12 protein-coding genes and 2 pseudogenes are annotated in these 19,020 nt (G+C 43.3%); 9 read left to right on the forward strand and 5 right to left on the reverse strand.

The features are described 5' to 3' along the window. Positions 1–58 precede the first annotated feature (58 nt). Positions 59–268, reverse strand: a pseudogene (locus tag A6D97_RS22075) (hypothetical protein); the annotation flags it as partial. A 342-nt stretch (positions 269–610) separates the two neighbouring features. On the opposite strand from A6D97_RS22075, the gene A6D97_RS19635 reads away from it, so the two are divergent. Beyond that, on the forward strand, positions 611–1,204 hold the full coding sequence (locus A6D97_RS19635) for a hypothetical protein (RefSeq protein WP_065585085.1): 594 nt from the start codon (positions 611–613) through the stop codon (positions 1,202–1,204). Between the two features lie 230 nt (positions 1,205–1,434). On the opposite strand, the gene A6D97_RS19640 is transcribed toward A6D97_RS19635, so the two are convergent. Further along, entirely contained in the window at positions 1,435–1,644 is a 210-nt protein-coding gene (locus A6D97_RS19640; protein WP_004731601.1) for a hypothetical protein, read from the reverse strand. Positions 1,645–2,572: 928 nt separating this feature from the next. Here A6D97_RS19640 and A6D97_RS19645 point away from each other — a divergent pair. From A6D97_RS19645 to A6D97_RS19670, 6 genes are all read left to right on the forward strand, one after another. Continuing rightward, positions 2,573–3,505, forward strand: a complete 933-nt coding sequence (locus A6D97_RS19645) for an ABC transporter substrate-binding protein (RefSeq protein WP_065585086.1) — start codon at positions 2,573–2,575, stop codon at positions 3,503–3,505. Positions 3,506–3,605: 100 nt separating this feature from the next. Beyond that, positions 3,606–4,559, forward strand: a complete 954-nt coding sequence (locus A6D97_RS19650; RefSeq protein WP_065585087.1) for an iron chelate uptake ABC transporter family permease subunit — start codon at positions 3,606–3,608, stop codon at positions 4,557–4,559. Beyond that, entirely contained in the window at positions 4,552–5,502 is a 951-nt protein-coding gene (locus tag A6D97_RS19655) for an iron chelate uptake ABC transporter family permease subunit (protein ID WP_065585088.1), read from the forward strand. Before A6D97_RS19650 ends, A6D97_RS19655 begins: the two co-directional genes overlap by 8 nt. Positions 5,503–5,514: 12 nt before the next feature. Further along, complete coding sequence (locus tag A6D97_RS19660) at positions 5,515–6,279, forward strand: ATP-binding cassette domain-containing protein (RefSeq protein WP_065585089.1); 765 nt, start codon at positions 5,515–5,517, stop codon at positions 6,277–6,279. Positions 6,280–6,588: 309 nt separating this feature from the next. Beyond that, positions 6,589–7,614, forward strand: a complete 1,026-nt coding sequence (locus A6D97_RS19665) for a two-component system response regulator (RefSeq protein ID WP_065585090.1) — start codon at positions 6,589–6,591, stop codon at positions 7,612–7,614. Continuing rightward, positions 7,607–12,580: a transporter substrate-binding domain-containing protein gene (locus A6D97_RS19670; RefSeq protein ID WP_065585091.1), complete on the forward strand. Its 4,974-nt coding sequence runs from the start codon at positions 7,607–7,609 to the stop codon at positions 12,578–12,580. The genes A6D97_RS19665 and A6D97_RS19670 overlap by 8 nt, the downstream gene beginning before the upstream one ends. Before the next feature lie 94 nt (positions 12,581–12,674). On the opposite strand, the gene A6D97_RS19675 is transcribed toward A6D97_RS19670, so the two are convergent. After that, positions 12,675–13,565 carry a LysR family transcriptional regulator gene (locus tag A6D97_RS19675; RefSeq protein ID WP_017061891.1) on the reverse strand — a complete coding sequence of 297 codons (891 nt, stop codon included), beginning with the start codon at positions 13,563–13,565 and terminating at the stop codon, positions 12,675–12,677. A 227-nt stretch (positions 13,566–13,792) separates the two neighbouring features. On the opposite strand from A6D97_RS19675, the gene A6D97_RS19680 reads away from it, so the two are divergent. After that, a complete protein-coding gene (locus tag A6D97_RS19680) occupies positions 13,793–14,968 on the forward strand; it encodes an MFS transporter (RefSeq protein WP_017061890.1) in 1,176 nt (391 codons plus the stop codon). A gap of 213 nt (positions 14,969–15,181) precedes the next feature. Here the strand turns inward: A6D97_RS19680 and A6D97_RS19685 are convergent, their stop codons facing one another. Both A6D97_RS19685 and A6D97_RS19690 read right to left on the reverse strand, forming a co-directional pair. Next, positions 15,182–17,938, reverse strand: coding sequence for an immune inhibitor A domain-containing protein (locus A6D97_RS19685; RefSeq protein WP_065585092.1), 2,757 nt, complete (start codon positions 17,936–17,938; stop codon positions 15,182–15,184). Positions 17,939–17,985: 47 nt separating this feature from the next. Next, on the reverse strand, positions 17,986–18,312 hold the full coding sequence (locus A6D97_RS19690) for a hypothetical protein (RefSeq protein WP_065585093.1): 327 nt from the start codon (positions 18,310–18,312) through the stop codon (positions 17,986–17,988). Between the two features lie 547 nt (positions 18,313–18,859). Here A6D97_RS19690 and A6D97_RS22380 point away from each other — a divergent pair. Beyond that, positions 18,860–18,972: pseudogene (locus tag A6D97_RS22380) on the forward strand (ArsR family transcriptional regulator); the annotation flags it as partial. Between the last annotated feature and the right edge of the window lie 48 nt (positions 18,973–19,020).

The raw sequence follows: 19,020 nt of genomic DNA on the forward strand, positions 1-19,020 counted from the left end.
TTCTATTTTATGAGCTTCAAAGTCTGTTTAAGTTTGAACTTTTTGTGGGCGATGAACCTTAAGCTTCAGTGCCTTGAATCTTCTCTAATTCAGTAATAGTCGTTTGCGATATAAGCTGACCATCCATGTAATAGGTAACGTTTTGACCGTCTTTGATGCCCGTTAGAGTCGCTGTTTCACCAGATGTATAGACGATGTCCATTTGAATCGTGTTTTCATCGATCTTAATCATCTCACCGGTTTCAATGGTGCGATTGTTCGAAATTGGGCAATGGATACCATTGCTTCTGAACCAATGCTCACGCACTTATGCAAATCGGATTCTTTGTATTCTGAATAGGTCATCTGTTTTCTCATTTCTCGCGCTTGTCTTTCATATGTAAGTAACGACTCCTGTCTGGCGATATCCCCTGAGCGCGTAATGTACGAACTTTCGCCGATAGAGATTTACCATTTTATGCCAAGTGGGTTAATAACTAGCCAAAAGAGAAAGGGCTGAGAGAATTTAACGGCATAGCGAGGTGTAACTGATCAAGTTACCGAAAAAACGAGGGTAATAATGGTATGATCGCGGGCTCAGCACCATAAGTGATAAAGAATAGGAAACAGAATGACTCACCTTACCGAACAGCAAGAAGCTGCAATGGCGACGTTTAAAGAAAACTTACACCTTCCAAATGGTGGTTTTCATAAACTGATTATCGAGCTAAGTAAGGAGTATCAGCTGCCTTTCCAAAAGGTGCGTGCGGTTTTAAAGAAAGCTCAAAAAGATGTTGAACGACAAATACGAGAAGACTTTACCAGAGTGGATGACACAGTACTGAGCCAAGCGAATTGGGTAAACATCATTAAGTCGAAGCTTGTTGACTTAGCGGAAGAAAACCAAACGGTCATGGATAAGCTGCAACAAAATCTGAAGTATCAAAAAGTGTTGTCGGCAACCGAGGGTTCAATCGCAAGCGAAGACGAACGTGACGAGTTGATTGAAGAGTTGATTCAAGCTTATGAGAAAGAGGTGTTCAAACCGTTACTGGCGATGCTGCATACAACGAAGCTGTATTGGAAGTTAATGCTGGTGGATGAGACATGTAAGATGAATGAGGAGAATCGTGAGAAATTCAGTGATTACCCTCAACACATGCAAGCTGCAGAACACTTATATACTCTTGATCAGAAGTTAAGGTCGATGCCGTTAACTTATTAGTCCATGAATGCACTGATAATGACTCAATGGTGATTCAGAGTTCGATATAAGTTGGTTTCGATAGAAGTACGATAACCTAGCTAGCGTTAGCCGCGTGTGAAATGCAAAAAGGGCTAGGTTTCAGATCTGTTTTACTTCTACTCTATTTTGTTCTGCTAGAGCGAATTGAGGGTGACATCTTTTACATCTTTGGGACTAGATGGTGTTTCTTTTGTAGCCTTTGGGAAATGCTATAGGAGTGTGAAATGTCCTAGGGTGTTTCCGTTGCCTGAAACGATAGTTCCGATGCTTTCTCGTTCATTAAATTCAAAGTCGATGAGATAGCTGTGATGTTGTAGCTTGGGCAATATGTGGCGGTGGAGTATATCGCTATTGAGCTGTCGAATCTCGGTGACCCATGAAATCTCTTCTTTGTGTAAATCTATTTTAATCTTGAGCATTTATTACCTTTTAGTTTATTGACTGTTTTTTCGCGTGATAGTTGGTACCAATGGGTTTGTCGTGTTGTTCTGCGTGACATAACTGTGCCTTGTGTTTATTACATTTGTATTTAAGTGCTCGATCTATTCTGACTTCGCTGACAAAAGAGCAAATGACGATAGATCGGTAGTAGGATCGAATTTAAAAGCTATTGAATGACTATCTGGGTGAAAGCTGACGCAGAGATGGTGTAACGAGGGAATCGAGAACTGTCTATGTGGAACTTGGACTTACTTTAGCATTAACAGCTCTATAGATTAGAGCCAGGTGGCGAACTATACGCCTAGTTTTCAAAATTACAACCCTATTTTCAATTAAATTCAAAAATATTTTTGGGTGATTTACCATCGGTTACTGAAGGTTAAATGAGCGAAGGTCAGGGATTTGACCATGATATCTGACTGAGTCTTGGCTTTTCAGCTGTTCGTATTCGTTGTCATTAGTGGGTTTAATTGATCAGCTAATTTGGTGATGATTAAGTCTCTGTTGTATATGATCTTTACATTGTAAATTACAATCCATGATTTTGGGGTTCAGCGTTGTAATTACAGGGTTTTTGGGTGCTTTCCCCATCTGTTTTTTTCTTCAGGTTGATGAGTATTTTCCTCTTCGCGTCTTTTTGATATTTCTGATTCCTAATACCTCTCCTGACTACGCAAAATATGAATACTCACTTTTACATTTCTGAATAATAAAGTTGTTGTATCGCCAATTTAGTGCAAATATAATTGATAATAGTTCTCACTTGCGTTACAAGTTTGTTGTCAATCCAATGACAGACTTTAAATTATCGTTATTTAGCAGTTGTGCACGCCCCATGCTCGTCTATGAGTAGTGTGACTTTCATTGTCATGAGTGGTGGTTTGTCTCAATGGCAAAGGAAGAAACATGAAGAAAACAATCAATTCAGTTCGCCAGTTATTGAGCGGGCTTGCCATCGTTCTAGCATCATCATTCATGATGACCGCGCATGCGGAAACCGTCACTATTGAGCATGTGAAAGGCACAGCGCAGTTTACTGAAGTACCACAGCGAGTGGTGGTTCTTGGTCACGGTAGCTTAGACGTGCTAGATCAAATTGGTGTGCAGCCAGTTGGCGCACCTCATAGCTTGCTGCCTGATTACCTAGCTTCGTACAAAGATACGACGGCAAATACAGGCTCATTAAGCGAACCTGATTTTGAAGCTATCTACATGTTGAAACCTGACATCATCATCGCGGAAAACCGCATGCTTAAGGTTTACGACAAACTGGCACAAATTGCTCCGACCATCATGTTCTCTATTGAAGGCGACAAATACTGGGCTGATGCTCAGCAAAACTGGCGCGCGCTAGGTGACATCTTTGGTAAGCAAGCTGAAGTAGAAGCGATCATTAAAGAGACTCAAGCTTCTATTACTGCGGTAAACGACAAAGTGGCGTCTGACGAAACTTCAGCAATGATGCTAATGAACAACGGCAACAACATTGCGATGTTCAACAAAGGCAGCCGTTTCTCAATCATTTTTGATGACTTTGGTTTTGTGGAATCAAAGAGCGCAACTGTGGCTCCGATCAAAGGAACACACGGCAACCTAATCTCTTTTGAATACATTGCAGATGCAAAACCTGAAGTGCTTTACGTGCTTGACCGTGAAAAAGCGATTGGCAAATCAGAAGGTCGCGCTCAACAACTGTTTGATAACCCACTGGTTGCGGCAACACCTGCAGCGCAGCATGGAAACATCGTTTACCTTGATTCAAGTGCTTGGTATCTGGCTGGTGGCGGTGTGACGGCGATTCACAGAATGCTTGGTGACATTGAACGTACGATTCAATAGTTATTAACCATCAGATTTTCGGGCTTATAAGAGTGTTCTTATAAGCCCTTTTTCCCTTTTTTATACGGGCTACCCGAGACCTACCTTTAGTATTATTTCTATGTTGAAACCCATTGCAGCTGCTGTATTTCTTGTTGTGTTATGCGTTGCGTCATTGATGATTGGAGTCGCTGAAATCAGTTTTAGTGACTTCTTCAATGGCAACCAACACGCCAATTCTATTTATATTGTTAGTCGGATTCCTCGACTACTCGCGATCGTGCTTGCCGGAGCGGGATTGAGTGTTTCTGGCTTGATCATGCAGCAAATCGTACAGAACAAGTTTGCCGCGCCTTCGACGATGGGCACCATTGACTGTGCGATGTTGGGTTACATAGTCGGCATTCTAGTGCTAGGCAATGCTGCGCAATGGAGCTACTTAGGCTTTATCTTCGCGTTTGCAGTGTTTGGCACCATGCTATTGGTTCGCTTCCTACAACACCTCAAGTTTAAGAACGCGGTATTGGTGCCTTTGATTGGCATTATGTATGGCAACGTTGTTTCGTCTCTAACAACCTTTATTGCTTATAAGTACGACTTAGTACAAACCATGTCGGCATGGACTATGGCGAACTTTGCGAGCGTGTTGCAGGGCAGCTATGAAATCCTTTATCTCGCGGTGCCTGCTTGTGTATTGGCTTACTATTTCGCGAGCCAGTTCAGTGCGGCGAGCATCGGTGAGAGCTTCGCGAAAAACATCGGTTTGAATTATCAGAAGATCGTCTTCATTGGTGTTGCGTTGGTTGCTATCTGCGCCTCTTCTGTGGTGATGATTGTTGGTGTTATTCCATTCCTTGGCCTTATCGTGCCGAATATCGTGTCGCTGATGATGGGCGATAACATGAAGAAGATTCTGCCTTGGACGGCCTACTGGGGCGTGATCTTGGTGTTGGCTTGTGACCTGTTAGCTCGAATCGTCATCTTCCCTTATGAGATTCCAATCTCAATGGTAATCAGCATCTTTGGTGGCTTGATTTTTATCTACCTAATCATGAGAGACAAGTCGAATGCGTGATTCAGTAAAAATTGCGATTCTGGCTATCGCGTCTTTGGGTATGACAGCGCTATTCATCGGGCAGGGGCTGACGTGGGATAACTACGAGTTCTTCTTGTCTCTGCGACTACCTAAACTACTGTCAATTGTGTTGGCGGCGGTGGCGATTTCTGCATCGTCATTGGTGTTCCAAACCATTACTAATAATCGAATTTTAACCCCATCCATCTTGGGCTTTGATAGCTTGTATATGCTGGTTCAAACGGTACTTCTGTTTGTGTTTGGCAGTACCAGTTTCTGGGTGATTGATTCAATCGCAAACTTTTCGATGTCTGTAACTGTGATGATCTTGTTCTCGTTTGCTTTGTTCCATTTCTACTTTAAGAGCAAGCGAAACAACGTATTCACACTGCTGTTGATAGGCATCGTATGTGGCAGCGTATTCTCGAGTTTGTCTAACTTCTTGGCGATGTTGATTGACCCGAACGAGTTCGCGGTGCTGCAGAATGTGATGTTCGCAAGTTTCAATAACGTGAAAGGCGAGTTGGTTTACCTCAGCCTTATTCCTTTGGGTTTGAGCTTGCTTGGCCTTTGGTTGTTAGCGCCTAAGCTTGATGTACTTTGGCTTGGTGTTGATAACGCAACAAGCTTGGGTGTGAACACCAAACGACTGACTCAGATTACCTTGGTGATTGTGTCAGTGATGGTCGCGGTATCGACTGCTTTGGTTGGCCCAGTGCTGTTCTTTGGTTTAATCACCGTGAGCTTAGCTCGTCAGATATTCAAATCTTATCAACATCGTGTGCTTATCATCGCAAGCAGTTTGTTAGCGGTCGTTCTATTGGTTTCAGGCCAATGGTTTATCGAAAAAGTAATGGCGTTTGAAACCACAGTGAGTGTGATCATTAACTTGGTCGGTGGTTTGTATTTTATGTTCTTGTTGTTACGCACCAGAATTCAGTAAAGGTAGTAAGTAGTGATTAAATTAACAGGTTTAACTAAGAAGTATGGCAAGTCACTCGTGGTGGATGATGCCAGTGCTATGTTCCCGAAAGGCGAAGTGACTTCTATCATTGGCCCAAATGGTGCGGGTAAAAGTACACTGCTTTCAATGGCGAGCCGCTTAACCGACAGTGACGCAGGTGAAGTGGTCATTGGCGATAAGTTACTGGCTGAGTGGGATACCAAAGAGCTAGCGAAGCACCTTGCCGTGTTAAGACAATCAAACAACATCAATATGCGATTTACGATTCGTGAGTTGGTCTGTTTTGGTCGCTTCCCACACTCTCAAGGTCGCTTGAAAGACGAAGATCATAAAATCGTCGATACAGCACTAGAACACCTTGGCATTACTGACATCCAAAACAAATACCTTGATGAGTTGAGTGGCGGTCAGCGTCAAATGGCGTTTATCGCGATGGTTGTGTCGCAAGATACGGATTATGTGTTCTTAGATGAGCCTCTGAATAACCTTGATATTAAACACTCGGTTGAAATCATGCAGACGTTGCGTCGTTTGGCGCATGAGTTCAATAAAGCGGTCGTTATCGTGATTCACGACATCAACTTCGCTTCTTGCTACTCGGATAACATTGTCGCGATGAAGAAAGGTAAAGTGGTTAAGTCGGGTAAGGTTTCGGAAGTGGTTGAAAAATCAGTGATGGAGTCTATCTACGAGATCCCATTTGAGATTCGTGAGTTCGATGGTGTTCGAATCTGTATGTATTATTCTGGTCGTTAGATTACTGAATAACTCGGTTGTTTTGCTTTCTAGCCGTTGAACGAAAAGAGCTCCCATATGAGGAGCTCTTTTTGTTTTCGGATAGTATCTGTGTTGTTAGTGAAATGTTGCAATGCAAAGGTAATTCCCCTTGTATAATAATAACTTAACTGACGTAATATTGACTGGTCGTACTTCTAATAACGCCAGTTTGAAGTCACTCACAGATCTACTCTTCATTTTTGAAAATCAATTGCTTTTTTTCTGCTTAATCTCTGAAAACCGTTCTACACTATGGTTATAACTGTTTGATTTGTATACGAGGTATCAATGAGTCGGAAACCCATAGTGTTAGTCGTGGATGACACCCCAAGTAACTTGGATGTGTTAACGGCAATACTCAAAGATACCTATCAAGTGAAAGTGGCGATTAACGGCACCATTGGTATCAAGATTGCGAAGATGGTGCCGCAGCCAGACCTTATCCTCCTTGATATCATGATGCCTGACATTGATGGTTACGAGGTTTGCCGCCAACTTAAAGCTCAGCCGAATACGGCTCACATTCCTATCATTTTCGTGACCGCCACAATTGGTCCAGAAGCCGAAGTGAAAGGCTTGTCTTTAGGTGCTGTCGATTACCTAACGAAACCAATTACGCCTGAAATCGCGCTCCAGCGTGTCAAAACCCACATCGCGTTGTATGACCAACAACGAGCGCTGTTCCATCAAGTGAAAGACAAAACCGTCGAGATCAACCTAGGTAAACTTGAGACGCTCAATATCTTAGGGAGAGCAGCGGAATTTAAAGACAACGAAACGGGTATGCACGTTAAGCGCATGAGCCACTACTGTGAGGTGCTAGGCAAGGCGTTGGGCATGACTGACGAAGATGCCGAAACGCTCCGTGACGCGGCGCCAATGCACGATATTGGTAAGATCGGTATTCCTGATAGCGTATTACTCAAGCCGGGTAAATTGGACGCCGACGAGTGGACAATTATGCAAAAGCATGTCGAATATGGTGTTGATATACTTGGTAGGCAGAGTGATTCCAAACTGATGCGTATGGCTATTCAGGTGGCGCAATATCATCACGAAAAATGGGATGGCAGTGGTTATCCAAACCAGATAGCTGGTGAAGGTATCCCATTGGTTGGAAGAATTGCGGCTGTTGCTGATGTGTTTGATGCCCTGACCGCAGAGCGCCCTTATAAAAAAGCTTGGAGTATTGATGAGGCGCTGAACTTGTTTGAAGAACAGAAAGGCAAACATTTTGATCCAACTATCGTTGATGTGTTTTTTCTGAAGTTACCTGAGATTCTAGCAATTAAAGAGAAATTTAGAGATGAGTGATGGCTTGATGTTGTCGCTAAATCGTTTGGTTGTTTTTCTGGTCATTACACTTGTGGTGTGGTCGCTGCTAATGCGATCTACGAATGCTGCTGAGGTAACAGATACTGAGTTAAATCAGTGGTTGGGAAACCAACCAACGGTAACTTTTGTTGTCTTGGCCAACCATTATCCTTACTCATTCATCGATGATGATGGGCAGGTTTCTGGGATCATCAAAGATTGGACATTAGATCTTGAACAGCGTTTTGGTGTTCATGTTCGGTTTGTCACAGTTAACTCGCGTGTCGAGGCTAAAGCCGCGTTAGTCGACGGGCGAGGCGATGTATTTCCATTCCAACAGTTCGACCCAAGTGAAGGTGGCCGTTTTCTTGCGAGTGCTCCCTATATTCCTTATCAGGTCGCAGTGATTGTTCCCATCGACAACAAACTCGATGGAAACCTAGATCAAAATAATAAACGCCGTATTGCGATGGTTAATGAAAATATCGATTTGGAGCGAGCCGGTGTCAAATTGAGTTCTATTGAGCGAGTGAATTTTGATAACGTTATTGATGCAGTACGTGCGTTAGGGGCCGGGGATGTCGAAGGCATGGTCGGTGAACCTATCACCACTATGGATCTTGCGAAAAAGATTGGCGTTCATGATTTAGCGGTAAATTATGTTCTGGAGCATTGGAAAAGGTTTGAAGCATCAATGGTGATTCGAACCGATGAACCAGAACTGCTGACGCTAATCAACAAACAGATTGAAACCTTCGACGTTGATAACAAGAACCAGATTTTATCGAAGTGGCTAGACAGTTCCCCCTATCGAGTGCCGCTAAAAGGCGTGTTTGGCTTTGGTAACCCTCCGTATATTTACCCAGACAGCACCGCAGTCGGGCTAGAGCACGACATTCTTCAGCGTGCACTGAATGACATGGGATATAAACTAAGTGACGTTGTCACACTTCCACCTAGCGCCGCTAAAAAAGCCATCGATAACAATAATTCTATAGCCTTTGTTTCTGGTGTTCAGTTTGATGATCCTAATGCGCACTTTTTAAGTGATAACGTTCTTAATGTTGAGTTTGTTCCTGTTTCACTAACTCGCCGCAAACTCCAACTTCAATCCCAAAAAGACCTATCATTAGGGGCGTTATTGTTCGACGAAACATCCTCAATTAAAAACTCTGTTGAAGTTCTGAAGAGTAAGTTAGACATTGATCGTGTTGAAGATTACGAAGATCTTGAATCAGCATTCTCGCAGTTGAGGGCTCAAAATGTTGACCTGCTAATGGTTGAACGAAGAGTGCTAGAGTGGTTTATCACCAATACTCGTTTTATTGAAATGGCAGAGCTAACGCTACATGACGAGTATAAAGTTGAGTATCCGATCTATGTGGACTTTAAGAGTGAAGAAATCAGAGATAGCTTCAATGCCGCAATTAAAAGGCTTAAACAGGAGGATGACGGCTTAAACCAAATTATCGAGATGCAGGTTCAGAGTGATTTAAGCCTAGTCCTTAAAAAAGCGAATATTATCGCGCAAATATCTGCGTATTTTATCGTCAACGACCGCTTTGAAGAGTTGACGGAAGTGTTTGAAATTTTCGACACGGACAGTTCTTTTCAGATGATCACCGCACAAGCGGATAACAATAGTCGCCCGATCAAATCTTGGTACATAGGCAACCTAGTTGATCAATATGGAGAGAAGAAAAATACCTCTCACTTTTCATCAGTCACCAAGGTGGCGAATTATAGGACCAAGGGAGGGAGTATCAACTCTGGTTCGATGACTTTCTACTTTGATGTTAATTCGTTAGTGCGGAACCATGTTTATTTTCCATCTGTCGAACAATTTAGTTCATTCGGAGATGCGGCGAAACGCTATATTACGGATGTTTATCAAGCGAGTAACTTGACTGGAGAGATCCTAAATCTAAGCCAAAAAGAGAGGGCGTGGATTAAAGATAATCCGGATGTACGTATAGGTATCGATCCGAATTCGTTACCTTATGAAGCGGTATCCAATACCGGTGAATACATCGGGATGATTGATGATTATCTAACGCTGATTGAACAAAAAACAGGGCTAAGTATTCAGCATGTTGACGTGGCGAATTGGTCTGAGACCCGAAGCTTGGTTGATCATCATGAAGTGGAACTGGTCTCAGCAGCTCAAGAGAATCGTTCGTTAGGAGATAACGTCAAAGCAGCTAAAAGCTTGTTTTCAAGTCGTTTGGCCATTGCATCGAGAAGAGACGTTAGTAGCTTGGTACTTGAAGAAGCTGATGGTTGGAAAATCGGTATATTGAAGAATGCGGCAAATACTAACGCGATTTTAGATAAGTACCCGAACGTTGAGTGGGTAGAGGTAGAATCCACGGCCGATGGGCTCAACCGATTGGATGATAAAACCTTAGACGGCATGGTCGACACTGTTGATGTCCTCAATTACCTCATTGATTCATTTGGTCATCGAGGGGTTGGTATCATCGGCCGGTTAGACTTCTTCCTGTCGCCAACTCTGCATGTCATCAAATCTGAACCTTTGCTTTATTCGATTGTGAATAAGGCGATTGAGAGTATTTCTGCTGAAGAACATCAAAAGATATCGGCGAAGTGGGCGGCGCCCAAAGCGATAGAAAGAGTTGATTATCAATTGGTTTACACTATTTCGGTTTTTTCTCTGGTGATCCTTCTTCTTATTATTTTCTGGAATCGTAAATTAGCGAAGCAGATCAGTATTGCTAAGGAAGCGACCGAAGCTCTGGAAAAGGCGCAGAACCAACTCTACAACATGCTAAATAGCTCTCCAATTGCAGCTAGTGTGGTATTTGAAGAAGAGGTTCGTTACGCGAACGATACGGCAAAACGTTTGTTTGGCGTGGAAGATCAGGCGTTGTCTTCTATCGACGTTGCCGCTATCCATGACTCGCTGAGCGTTCGTGATGGCGTGCATGAAGAGCTCGACCTTAACGGTAAAGTTGAAAATAGGGAGTTAGTACTCAGAAAGTCTGATGGAACCCGATTTGTTGCTTTGGTCAGTTACTATCTTTTTGAGATTGATGGTGAAGTCGCCACACTATTTTGGGCATTCGATATTTCAGAAATGAAGCGCCTTAACGAACAATTGGAAGAAGAGAAACAGAGAGCCGATTTGGCGAGCCAAGCTAAATCGGAATTTTTAGCTAATATGAGCCATGAGATAAGAACCCCAATGAATGCCATTATTGGCTTGTCTTATCTGGCGATTGGCGAAATATCTAATCCTGTCGCTCGAAATTATATTGAGAAAGTGCACCGTTCTGGCCATTCGTTACTCGGTATCATCAATGACATCCTTGATTTCTCAAAGATAGAAGCTGGGCAACTTGTTATTGATAACGTCCCGTTTGATCCCGTAACGACTTTTAAAGATGTGATTGAGTTGATGGAATCGAAAGCGGCTGAGAAGCAACTCAATTTGTCGATGGTCATCGACCCAGAGTTAGACACGCCACTACAAGGCGATCCATTGAGGTTGTTCCAAGTCATACTCAACCTTGTGGGCAACGCGATTAAGTTTACGGAACAAGGCAGCGTAGTATTAACGGTGGAGCATGTTGACTCGAACGACAGCAGCCTAACCATGAGAGTGAGTGTGATGGATACCGGGATAGGCATTTCGGATGAGAACCGTCACAAGCTGTTTGAAGCCTTTAGCCAAGCGGATACCACAACGACACGTCGGTTTGGCGGTACAGGGCTTGGGCTCAACATTAGCCAGAAATTAGTTCATGCGATGGGCAGTCAAATTACGGTAGAGAGTGTTTACGGGCAAGGCAGTGAGTTCTCCTTTGTACTGACATTGCCACGCTCAAGCTCGGATGCGTTAGCCGACTTCAAAGCTCAAGAGTTGCAACTGGATTATCAGATAGAGTTCAAAGGGCAAAGAGTGCTATTGGTTGAAGACAATGAGCTGAACCAAGATCTCGCCTTAGCATTTTTCAGTCGCTCTAAATTAAATGCCGATCTTGCTGAAAACGGAAAGGAAGCGCTGGAGTTAGCTAAAAACAACGACTACGAAATAATCTTCATGGATCTTCAAATGCCGATTATGGACGGCTTTGAAGCTACCCGTTTGATTCGTGAATTCGATATAGATGTACCGATTATTGCAATGTCAGCCAATGTTTTTGATGATGCGAAACAACGAGCGAGGGAGTCGGGCATCACGGACTTCTTGGATAAGCCTATTGTTATTGATAAAGCGATGTCTTTGATTACTCGATACATTGTTCCTGAGGTCTTAGTTGAAGGTCGAGCGCCATCAGACACCTCTTCAGATGCGATCCAGACAGGTGATTCTGGTGAGAGTGCGGAATTGCACTCCGATCCCCAAATTGAGCCGCCTGTTTTCTCTCAGTCGAGGTTTGAGCAACTGACTTATCATGATGTGAAGCTGCAAGCCAAAATGCTTGATAGGTTCTGCCAAGGATCGCCAGACATTATGTCGGATGCTTTTGATAACTTAGTACAAGGCGACTGGGAGACGTTAGAGCGTAATCTACATACCTTAAAAAGCATGGCAGCTTCGATTGGTGGATTGCGATTGGCAGAGTTACTCAGTGATTTAGAAAGCAAAGCGCATAACAAGGCGTGTGATGAAGCAGATCTTAAGCAAGGCGAACTTGGGTTAATCGAACTGATTAAAGCAGTTGAGATCAGCTTTGATGTGTCTGGTGTTGGGGGATTCAATACGACAAGTACTGAAGAAGCCGATGCGAGTCTTGCTGATACCTCTGATTCACCGAGCATCACGTCAGAACAGCATGCTCAGTTGCTATCACTGCTGGATGCTTATGATAACGATGCAACTCAATATGTGACTGAGTTACTGGCACAGTATCCACATTCTGTTGTTCTCAAAGATGTTCGAAGTGCGTTAGATAATTATGACTTTGAACGAGCAAAAGAGGGGCTTGGCGCTTCTGAGTAGTTGTCTTTTATAAATATCACTTCAACATTAAAGCCTTTAGCTTTTACAGCGAAATACCGAGCTAGCTAAAGGCTTCAAATCTATCTATACCGAACTAACGACTCACGTTCTGTTTGATTAGCTCAACAACCGTATCGTATCGGTGCGGCAGTTTTCGGTTTCGTTTTTGAACCAGATACAGCGTTTCCTCTACTTCTACCTTTGGCGGCACAACGTGTAGCTTGTCTCTATCTGGGAAGTGTTCAACCGCGCCAGCCGGTAACACGGTAAAACCTAATCCTTTTGATACGGGTAGCAAGATCTGGTGAAGCTGATTGATGTAGCCAGATCTTGGTATCTCATTAACGTTGATGTTCGCTAAGTCTTTATCTCCGCAAAGGTCGAAATACAAAGACAGATAGTGTGCAGAATCTGGGTGGGCAATCAGGCCAATGTCATTCAATACTTGCGGCGTTATCTCTAAATCAGCAAGGCTGTGGTGAACAATAAGACACAGTGCTTCTTTGCCGATGACTTGGCTTTGGTAGTAGCTGTCGTTCGGGGAATGCCTAACAATGCCGATATCGGTAGTGCCTTCGCTTAGGTCATTCAATATCTTTTTGTTTGGAGCGGCTTCTAAGTTAATGCTGAGCTCTTGGTGTTGCTGTTGAAGTTCAAGAAGCTTGGGATACAGACGCAAAGAGAGTGAGCCAGAGCAAGACAAGTGACATTGCCCAGCATAAGGGTTATCAAAACTCAGAGACTCAAAAAGATCTTCTTGGTCTTTCTCTAGTTTGATCGCATAGCGATACATAATCCGACCCTGTTCGGTCAGTTCGAAGCTCTTGTTTTCTCGAGAGAGCAGGTCACAATTACAAGCTTGTTCAAGCTTCTTGATGTGTTGGCTGACTCCAGGTTGTGTCATATACAACTTTTCTGCCGTTTGGGTGAAATGGCCAACTTCAACCAGAGTCTTAAATGTATTGAGCCAAAGTGGATTAATCATACTCACCTTCAAATACTAAAGCCTATAAATAACAGAAAATTATTATTATCTTAAGTAATGATAATTTCAACTCTAGCGTCTTAAGTAACGCTAATCAAAGTCATGTGGTGGTAGCACTTTATATTGGTCTATTGGTCGCTTTGTAGAGTTGCTATGAGTAACAAAGTGTTGCGACTTTGTTGAATTTTTGGTCTATTGACCAACTGTGCTCATATTTAGGAACGAAGATGAATAGAAATGTTTGGCTGCTCTCACTGTGTCAGGCCTTGTTGATGACGGGTAACATATTACTGATCTCTGTGATTGGTTTGATCGGTAAGCAGATTGCACCCAGTGTCAGCATGATCACCTTGCCGGTTGCACTGCAGTTTTTGGGTCTAATGGCAGCCACTATTCCTGCATCTTTAATTTCAGGCAAGTTAGGGAGAAAGAGAGGATTTAGCATTGGTAATGTGGTTGGCATTACAGGAGCTAGTCTTGCCACCTACGCACTGTCTCAACAACATTTCTATTTGTTTTGTTTCGCTACGTTCTTACTTGGGATAGGCATAGGTTTTGGCACGCTTTATCGTTTTGCTGCAATCGAGGTGTGTGATGAAAATGCCCGTCACCGAGCGATCTCTATCTCGATGGCTGGTGGCGTTTTAGCCGCGGTATTAGGACCAAATTTGGCGATTATGTCGCAACAGTGGTCGCAAGATGGCTTGTACATTGGTGCTTTTGCTTCTTTGATTGGATTGAACATTCTTGCGTTACTCATCTTACAAACAATTCAGTTTCCAAAAGTCTCTTTTAATAGTCAGGCACCTAAATCCGATCCTCTCAGTGTGATAGTAAAAGCGCCTAACTTTATTGGCGCAGTGTTTGCTGCCATGGTCGCTTATGCGGTGATGAATATCCTGATGACAGCAACGCCATTGGCAATGATTGGTTGTGGCTTTGACTTTACCAAAGCAGCGGGCGTCATTGAGTGGCACGTATTGGGGATGTTTGTTCCTGCATTCTTTACTGGTTCACTTATCGAGAAGTTTGGCTCAAGAATGATGATCTTGGCAGGCGGGGTTCTGTTCGTCGTCTGTATCGCGATTAACATTCATGGCGAATCTATCTGGCACTTCAGAGCGGCTCTAGTTGTGCTTGGTGTCGGTTGGAACTTTATGTTTATCGCGGCAACAGGTTTGTTTAGTCAGTCCTACCAATCGCAGAATAAAGCTAAGGCACAAGCGTTTAATGAATTTATTGTCTTTGGCTGTGTGACGATTACCGCCATGCTCTCTGGCTGGCTAGAATCGACAGCAGGGTGGCAGAACCTCAATATCTACGTATTACCATTCGTGTTAGCTGTTATCTTGCTGTTCGCATTCAGTGCTCGTAAATCGCGTATTCAAAAGCAGCCTGTGTAATGGCTCATCGAATGGTGGTTCAGTAAATTTGTTACTGTGATTAAAACCCTAGTATCTCGAACTGCGACCAATAAAAAGCCCTACCAAATCGGTAGGGCCTTTGCTTACGGCTTAAATAATAACGTTTTCTTAAAACTGCTGTCGTGGCTTATATCCTGTGACAACAGTACTTAAGCTTGTGTTGTAAATACGCATGACAGAGCCAGCGATGATTTACAGGTCGACCAAAATTGTCTTAGTGGTAATCCCACCTTGGTCATCGATTATCTTCAGTGTCACCTCGTGCTTTCCGTATGAAGGGAAGATTGACGTGAATGTGCGACCTCGTTTCACCTTTCCGTTTGGAAGTGTCCACTCGGTATCAACAATACGACCATCGCTGTCTGAACTTGTAGACCACATGGTTACCCAGCGGCCCAAGTGAATGTACTTCGCGCTCGCTTCTGGAAGGGCGTTTGGAGATTCAACACTCACTACGGAGCTAAATGAATCGGTAGCGCCTTTGTCGTCAACAACAGTCAAGTTCACCGTGTATTCACCGGCTTGCTCGTAAGGCCAAGTTGGTGCCACTTCGTTACTTGTTGTGCCGTTGCCAAAGTCCCATAGATAACTGACGACCTCACCATCTTGATCAGAACTGAAGTTACGTGCTGAAACGTTTAGGCCAGTCACATTCAGCTCGAAGTTCGCAGTAGGAGCGACGTTGTGTTGGCTTACTTTAGATAAGCGAACCACGCCGTATTCGTTGTTGTCACTCTGATTCACAATATCGACCGCTAAACCAAACTCCGTCAGGATGCGTCCTGAATCTGGTGCTTGAGGCGATGTGTAATCTTGGTCATCCGAGAAGCTAGCATTGCCAACCAAACTGGTATCTTCGAGTACATCATTGTCGCTGTTTACAAGACGCATTGGAGTATGATCTTTGAGTGAGAACGCAGCGTCTCGAACTTGGTAGCGTGTTTGAGCCACTTCACCAGAGTTTGCCCACACCATGGCATTTTGGTCTGCATCGACCACGCCTAACCAACCTTCACCAGGGTGTTTACCTACCCAGTTGTCGGTTAGTGATTCGTCGACGTACCAAATGATCAAGCCTGGGTCGAATGACATCAGTTGTCCCATGCGTTTGATGTTCGCTAGGCCTTCATCAACATTCATGTGGCTGCGCCACTGCAATAGATAGTAGTGCTGCGCTTGATGGAATCCATTACTCAGCTTGTAACCATTAAGGGCGAAGGTGGAGTTGCTTTCACCATCGTCTATTGAGGTCACTTCACCATCGACAACCACAGCAAGGTTATCTAAATAGAAGCCTTCCATTGCTAAGCCGCCATCGGTGATGTACTCAAATGAAAGTTCAACTTCTTGTCCTGCCCATTGTGAAACGTCGAACTCAGCGTTAACCCATCCGCCAGATTCGCCGCCAATAGCAGGAACGAGGCCCGTGTTGTATGGGTCGTCCATTGAGGTAATGTTGCCTGCAATGGCTTGTCCGTTGATTAGCACGCGCGCAAAGTCGTAGTCTTTTTCAATCTCATACCAAGTTTTGAAAGACAGCAGTGCAGAATCACCCGCTGGGATCATCAACTTGCGAGTCATACTGTTTTTCAGATCATCGCCTTTTTGAGAGTGGAATGAATACTCGCCCTCAAAGGGTTTCAGACTTTCAATCTGCTTTTCAGGAAGATCCACTTTGATCATGTTAGGACGACTGTTATCCGTTGTTTGGAACAGCGTATACACTTGTGGATTGTCTTCTAGGTCATCAATCGAGAGCTGATCATCGTTAACCCAACGTCCGCCAATCGATTTCTGTAGGAAGTGTTTTGCCCAAGAGCTGAATGCCGTTGGTTGTGTACCACCAATTTGACCAGCCCAACTGCCCGAAGACATGATTGACCAGTAAGAAACCGGTTCGCCTCTGCCTGTGTATTGCGTGTCATACTCGTCTGGTAAGCCTAAATCATGACCATATTCGTGGGCACAAACACCTGCAGCCGCATCAATCGGTTGAATGGTGTAATCGAACGCCGCGTATTGGCCACCAAATCGATCTGGAAGCGAGCTAGAAGTACCTTCCAGTACATGAGTGCGACCAAGGTTGAATCGGTGAGACCAAATCGCATCAGGGCCTAACACGCCACCACCGGCTTCTTCGCCTACCGATGCATGAAACACCATCAGGTGGTCAATCACACCATCGGGTTCGCGGAAATTTCCGTCACCGTCGTAATCGTAACGATCTTCGATGTCGTAATCGGCAAGGTTGATACTCGGATCTTGAGCCAGTTGATTCAGCGCTTCACGAACCAGTTCTTGGGCGTTTAGGTCGTTGTCGGTGGTAGGGGAGTTGCCACCATAGAATGACGCAGGCTTAGAGGCGCGATACCAACCTGCCGCTTGACCTGAAACGCTGTAACTGTCGCCTGATTCGCTTTGGTAATATTGGCGCATCGAGATTAGGTTTTCGCCATTTGGCCCTGTGTAGCCAGAATTTGAGAACAACAGCTCTTGATAATGCTCTGGATTGTAGCTCTCATAGAGCATCTGCGTGTGCTCTTCGGTCAACTTGTTGTCATCCCAGTTCAAATCAGGGAAATCGACCAACAGAGCGAGCACTTTGTCGGTACGTTTAGTGCCGACTTCTAAAGCAAAGACGCTGGCCTTTTTAACGCCAGACCCTTTTTCTATGGCTTTGAGTATTTTTGCGCGTTGCTCAAGTGCTTTTTTTCCGAATTGAGCATCGCCTTTGAAACCGGAATTGATTTTATTTTTCAAGTAACGGTCAAGCGCATCGCGCTTTGCCGCATCGGTTGCATCTTGGTCGACTAAGCCTTGTCTAACTAGCATTTCAATGAGTTTGTCTTCATTAACTACGCCTAAATCAATAGGTGTTTTTGCATAACCACTGACGCTAAATAGAGTAAGCATTGCTGAAGCCAACAATGTTTTTCTCATCATTTTCATTATATTTCCTTTTTGTATTTCCATGTCGATATCAGTATCAACTTGCCTTATTCAGATCTGTTGTCCGAGTTTGGCCTAATACACTCTTGTGGTGCCTTATTTAACTGACGTGTGTTTGTTGTATGTTTTTTACTTTCTATCTCTTTTGTATTGGTTGTCTCTTTTCTATTTTTTGAATCAAACGGGGTGCTCTTCACTTTTTTAGCGTTGAGATAGATACGCAAAGCTTCTTGATTTTCCTCATAGGTTAAGCCTGAACAGATAACACCTCGTTTAATCAATGACTTCAGTAATAGTTCGTCGTTCTCAATAGTGGAAGCCTGTGACAGTGAGGAAAAAATTAGAACCATTAAAGCCATTGTTTTGTGTGACATTATTATATCAAGCCATCAGTTTTGATTATGTAACAAAATATATTTATAAAATTTACCAATCAAATGGATAATTATTACAATTAATTATTCGTTCCGGTTTCAACATTTAGAGTTAATATAAAATAAGGAGTGTTATTTATTCTATTGTCAGTTATTTAATGGGTTTTGTTGAATGAATAGTTGATAGTTTGGATGTTTAATAACATTGATTAGGTCGTGGTTATTATTCTGGAGGGCGCTTTATACAAGGCGTTGGGTTCTAACTAATAAGATAATTTTTTATTATCGGTGTTTTAAAATACGCATGTAATAACTGAGTCATTAGTAAATACCCATGCTCAAATTATTTTTACTCAAAATATCAATAATTAGGGTATTAAGCGCGATTTAAAGTGCTTCAAGAGAACAGATTTCACAATAGCTCGATCAAATGGAGTTATCAGATAAGAAAAAGAGCCCGCGTTTAGGCTTTTTAGTTCGTGTACGCGTTAGCGATTTACTTATTGTTGAGTAGAGGATTGCCATGGTTAAGACATCCAAGCTTACTAAAGGCTTTGTTGAATGAGTGCTGTGCAAAGATTTAAACATTCGTACATTCCATACCTCTGTTTCAATGAGAACCATGAGATTTAAACTGTAGGTAACTTAGATGATTTATAAATGTTGATTTGAGAAGAAGCGTGAAGCGTTGAGCTTTGTGAGGTGTCG

This window comes from Vibrio sp. ZF57 (assembly GCF_001691235.1).
Taxonomy (GTDB): domain Bacteria; phylum Pseudomonadota; class Gammaproteobacteria; order Enterobacterales; family Vibrionaceae; genus Vibrio; species Vibrio crassostreae_C.

What these genes read in the sequence shown, in the direction of transcription:
- A6D97_RS19635 (WP_065585085.1), top strand. Translation starts at nt 611, where the DNA reads ATGACTCACCTTACCGAACAGCAAGAAGCTGCAATGGCGACGTTTAAA.
- A6D97_RS19640 (WP_004731601.1), bottom strand. Translation starts at nt 1,644, where the DNA reads ATGCTCAAGATTAAAATAGATTTACACAAAGAAGAGATTTCATGGGTC.
- A6D97_RS19645 (WP_065585086.1), top strand. Translation starts at nt 2,573, where the DNA reads ATGAAGAAAACAATCAATTCAGTTCGCCAGTTATTGAGCGGGCTTGCC.
- A6D97_RS19650 (WP_065585087.1), top strand. Translation starts at nt 3,606, where the DNA reads ATGTTGAAACCCATTGCAGCTGCTGTATTTCTTGTTGTGTTATGCGTT.
- A6D97_RS19655 (WP_065585088.1), top strand. Translation starts at nt 4,552, where the DNA reads ATGCGTGATTCAGTAAAAATTGCGATTCTGGCTATCGCGTCTTTGGGT.
- A6D97_RS19665 (WP_065585090.1), top strand. Translation starts at nt 6,589, where the DNA reads ATGAGTCGGAAACCCATAGTGTTAGTCGTGGATGACACCCCAAGTAAC.
- A6D97_RS19670 (WP_065585091.1), top strand. Translation starts at nt 7,607, where the DNA reads ATGAGTGATGGCTTGATGTTGTCGCTAAATCGTTTGGTTGTTTTTCTG.
- A6D97_RS19675 (WP_017061891.1), bottom strand. Translation starts at nt 13,565, where the DNA reads ATGATTAATCCACTTTGGCTCAATACATTTAAGACTCTGGTTGAAGTT.
- A6D97_RS19680 (WP_017061890.1), top strand. Translation starts at nt 13,793, where the DNA reads ATGAATAGAAATGTTTGGCTGCTCTCACTGTGTCAGGCCTTGTTGATG.
- A6D97_RS19685 (WP_065585092.1), bottom strand. Translation starts at nt 17,938, where the DNA reads ATGAAAATGATGAGAAAAACATTGTTGGCTTCAGCAATGCTTACTCTA.
- A6D97_RS19690 (WP_065585093.1), bottom strand. Translation starts at nt 18,312, where the DNA reads ATGTCACACAAAACAATGGCTTTAATGGTTCTAATTTTTTCCTCACTG.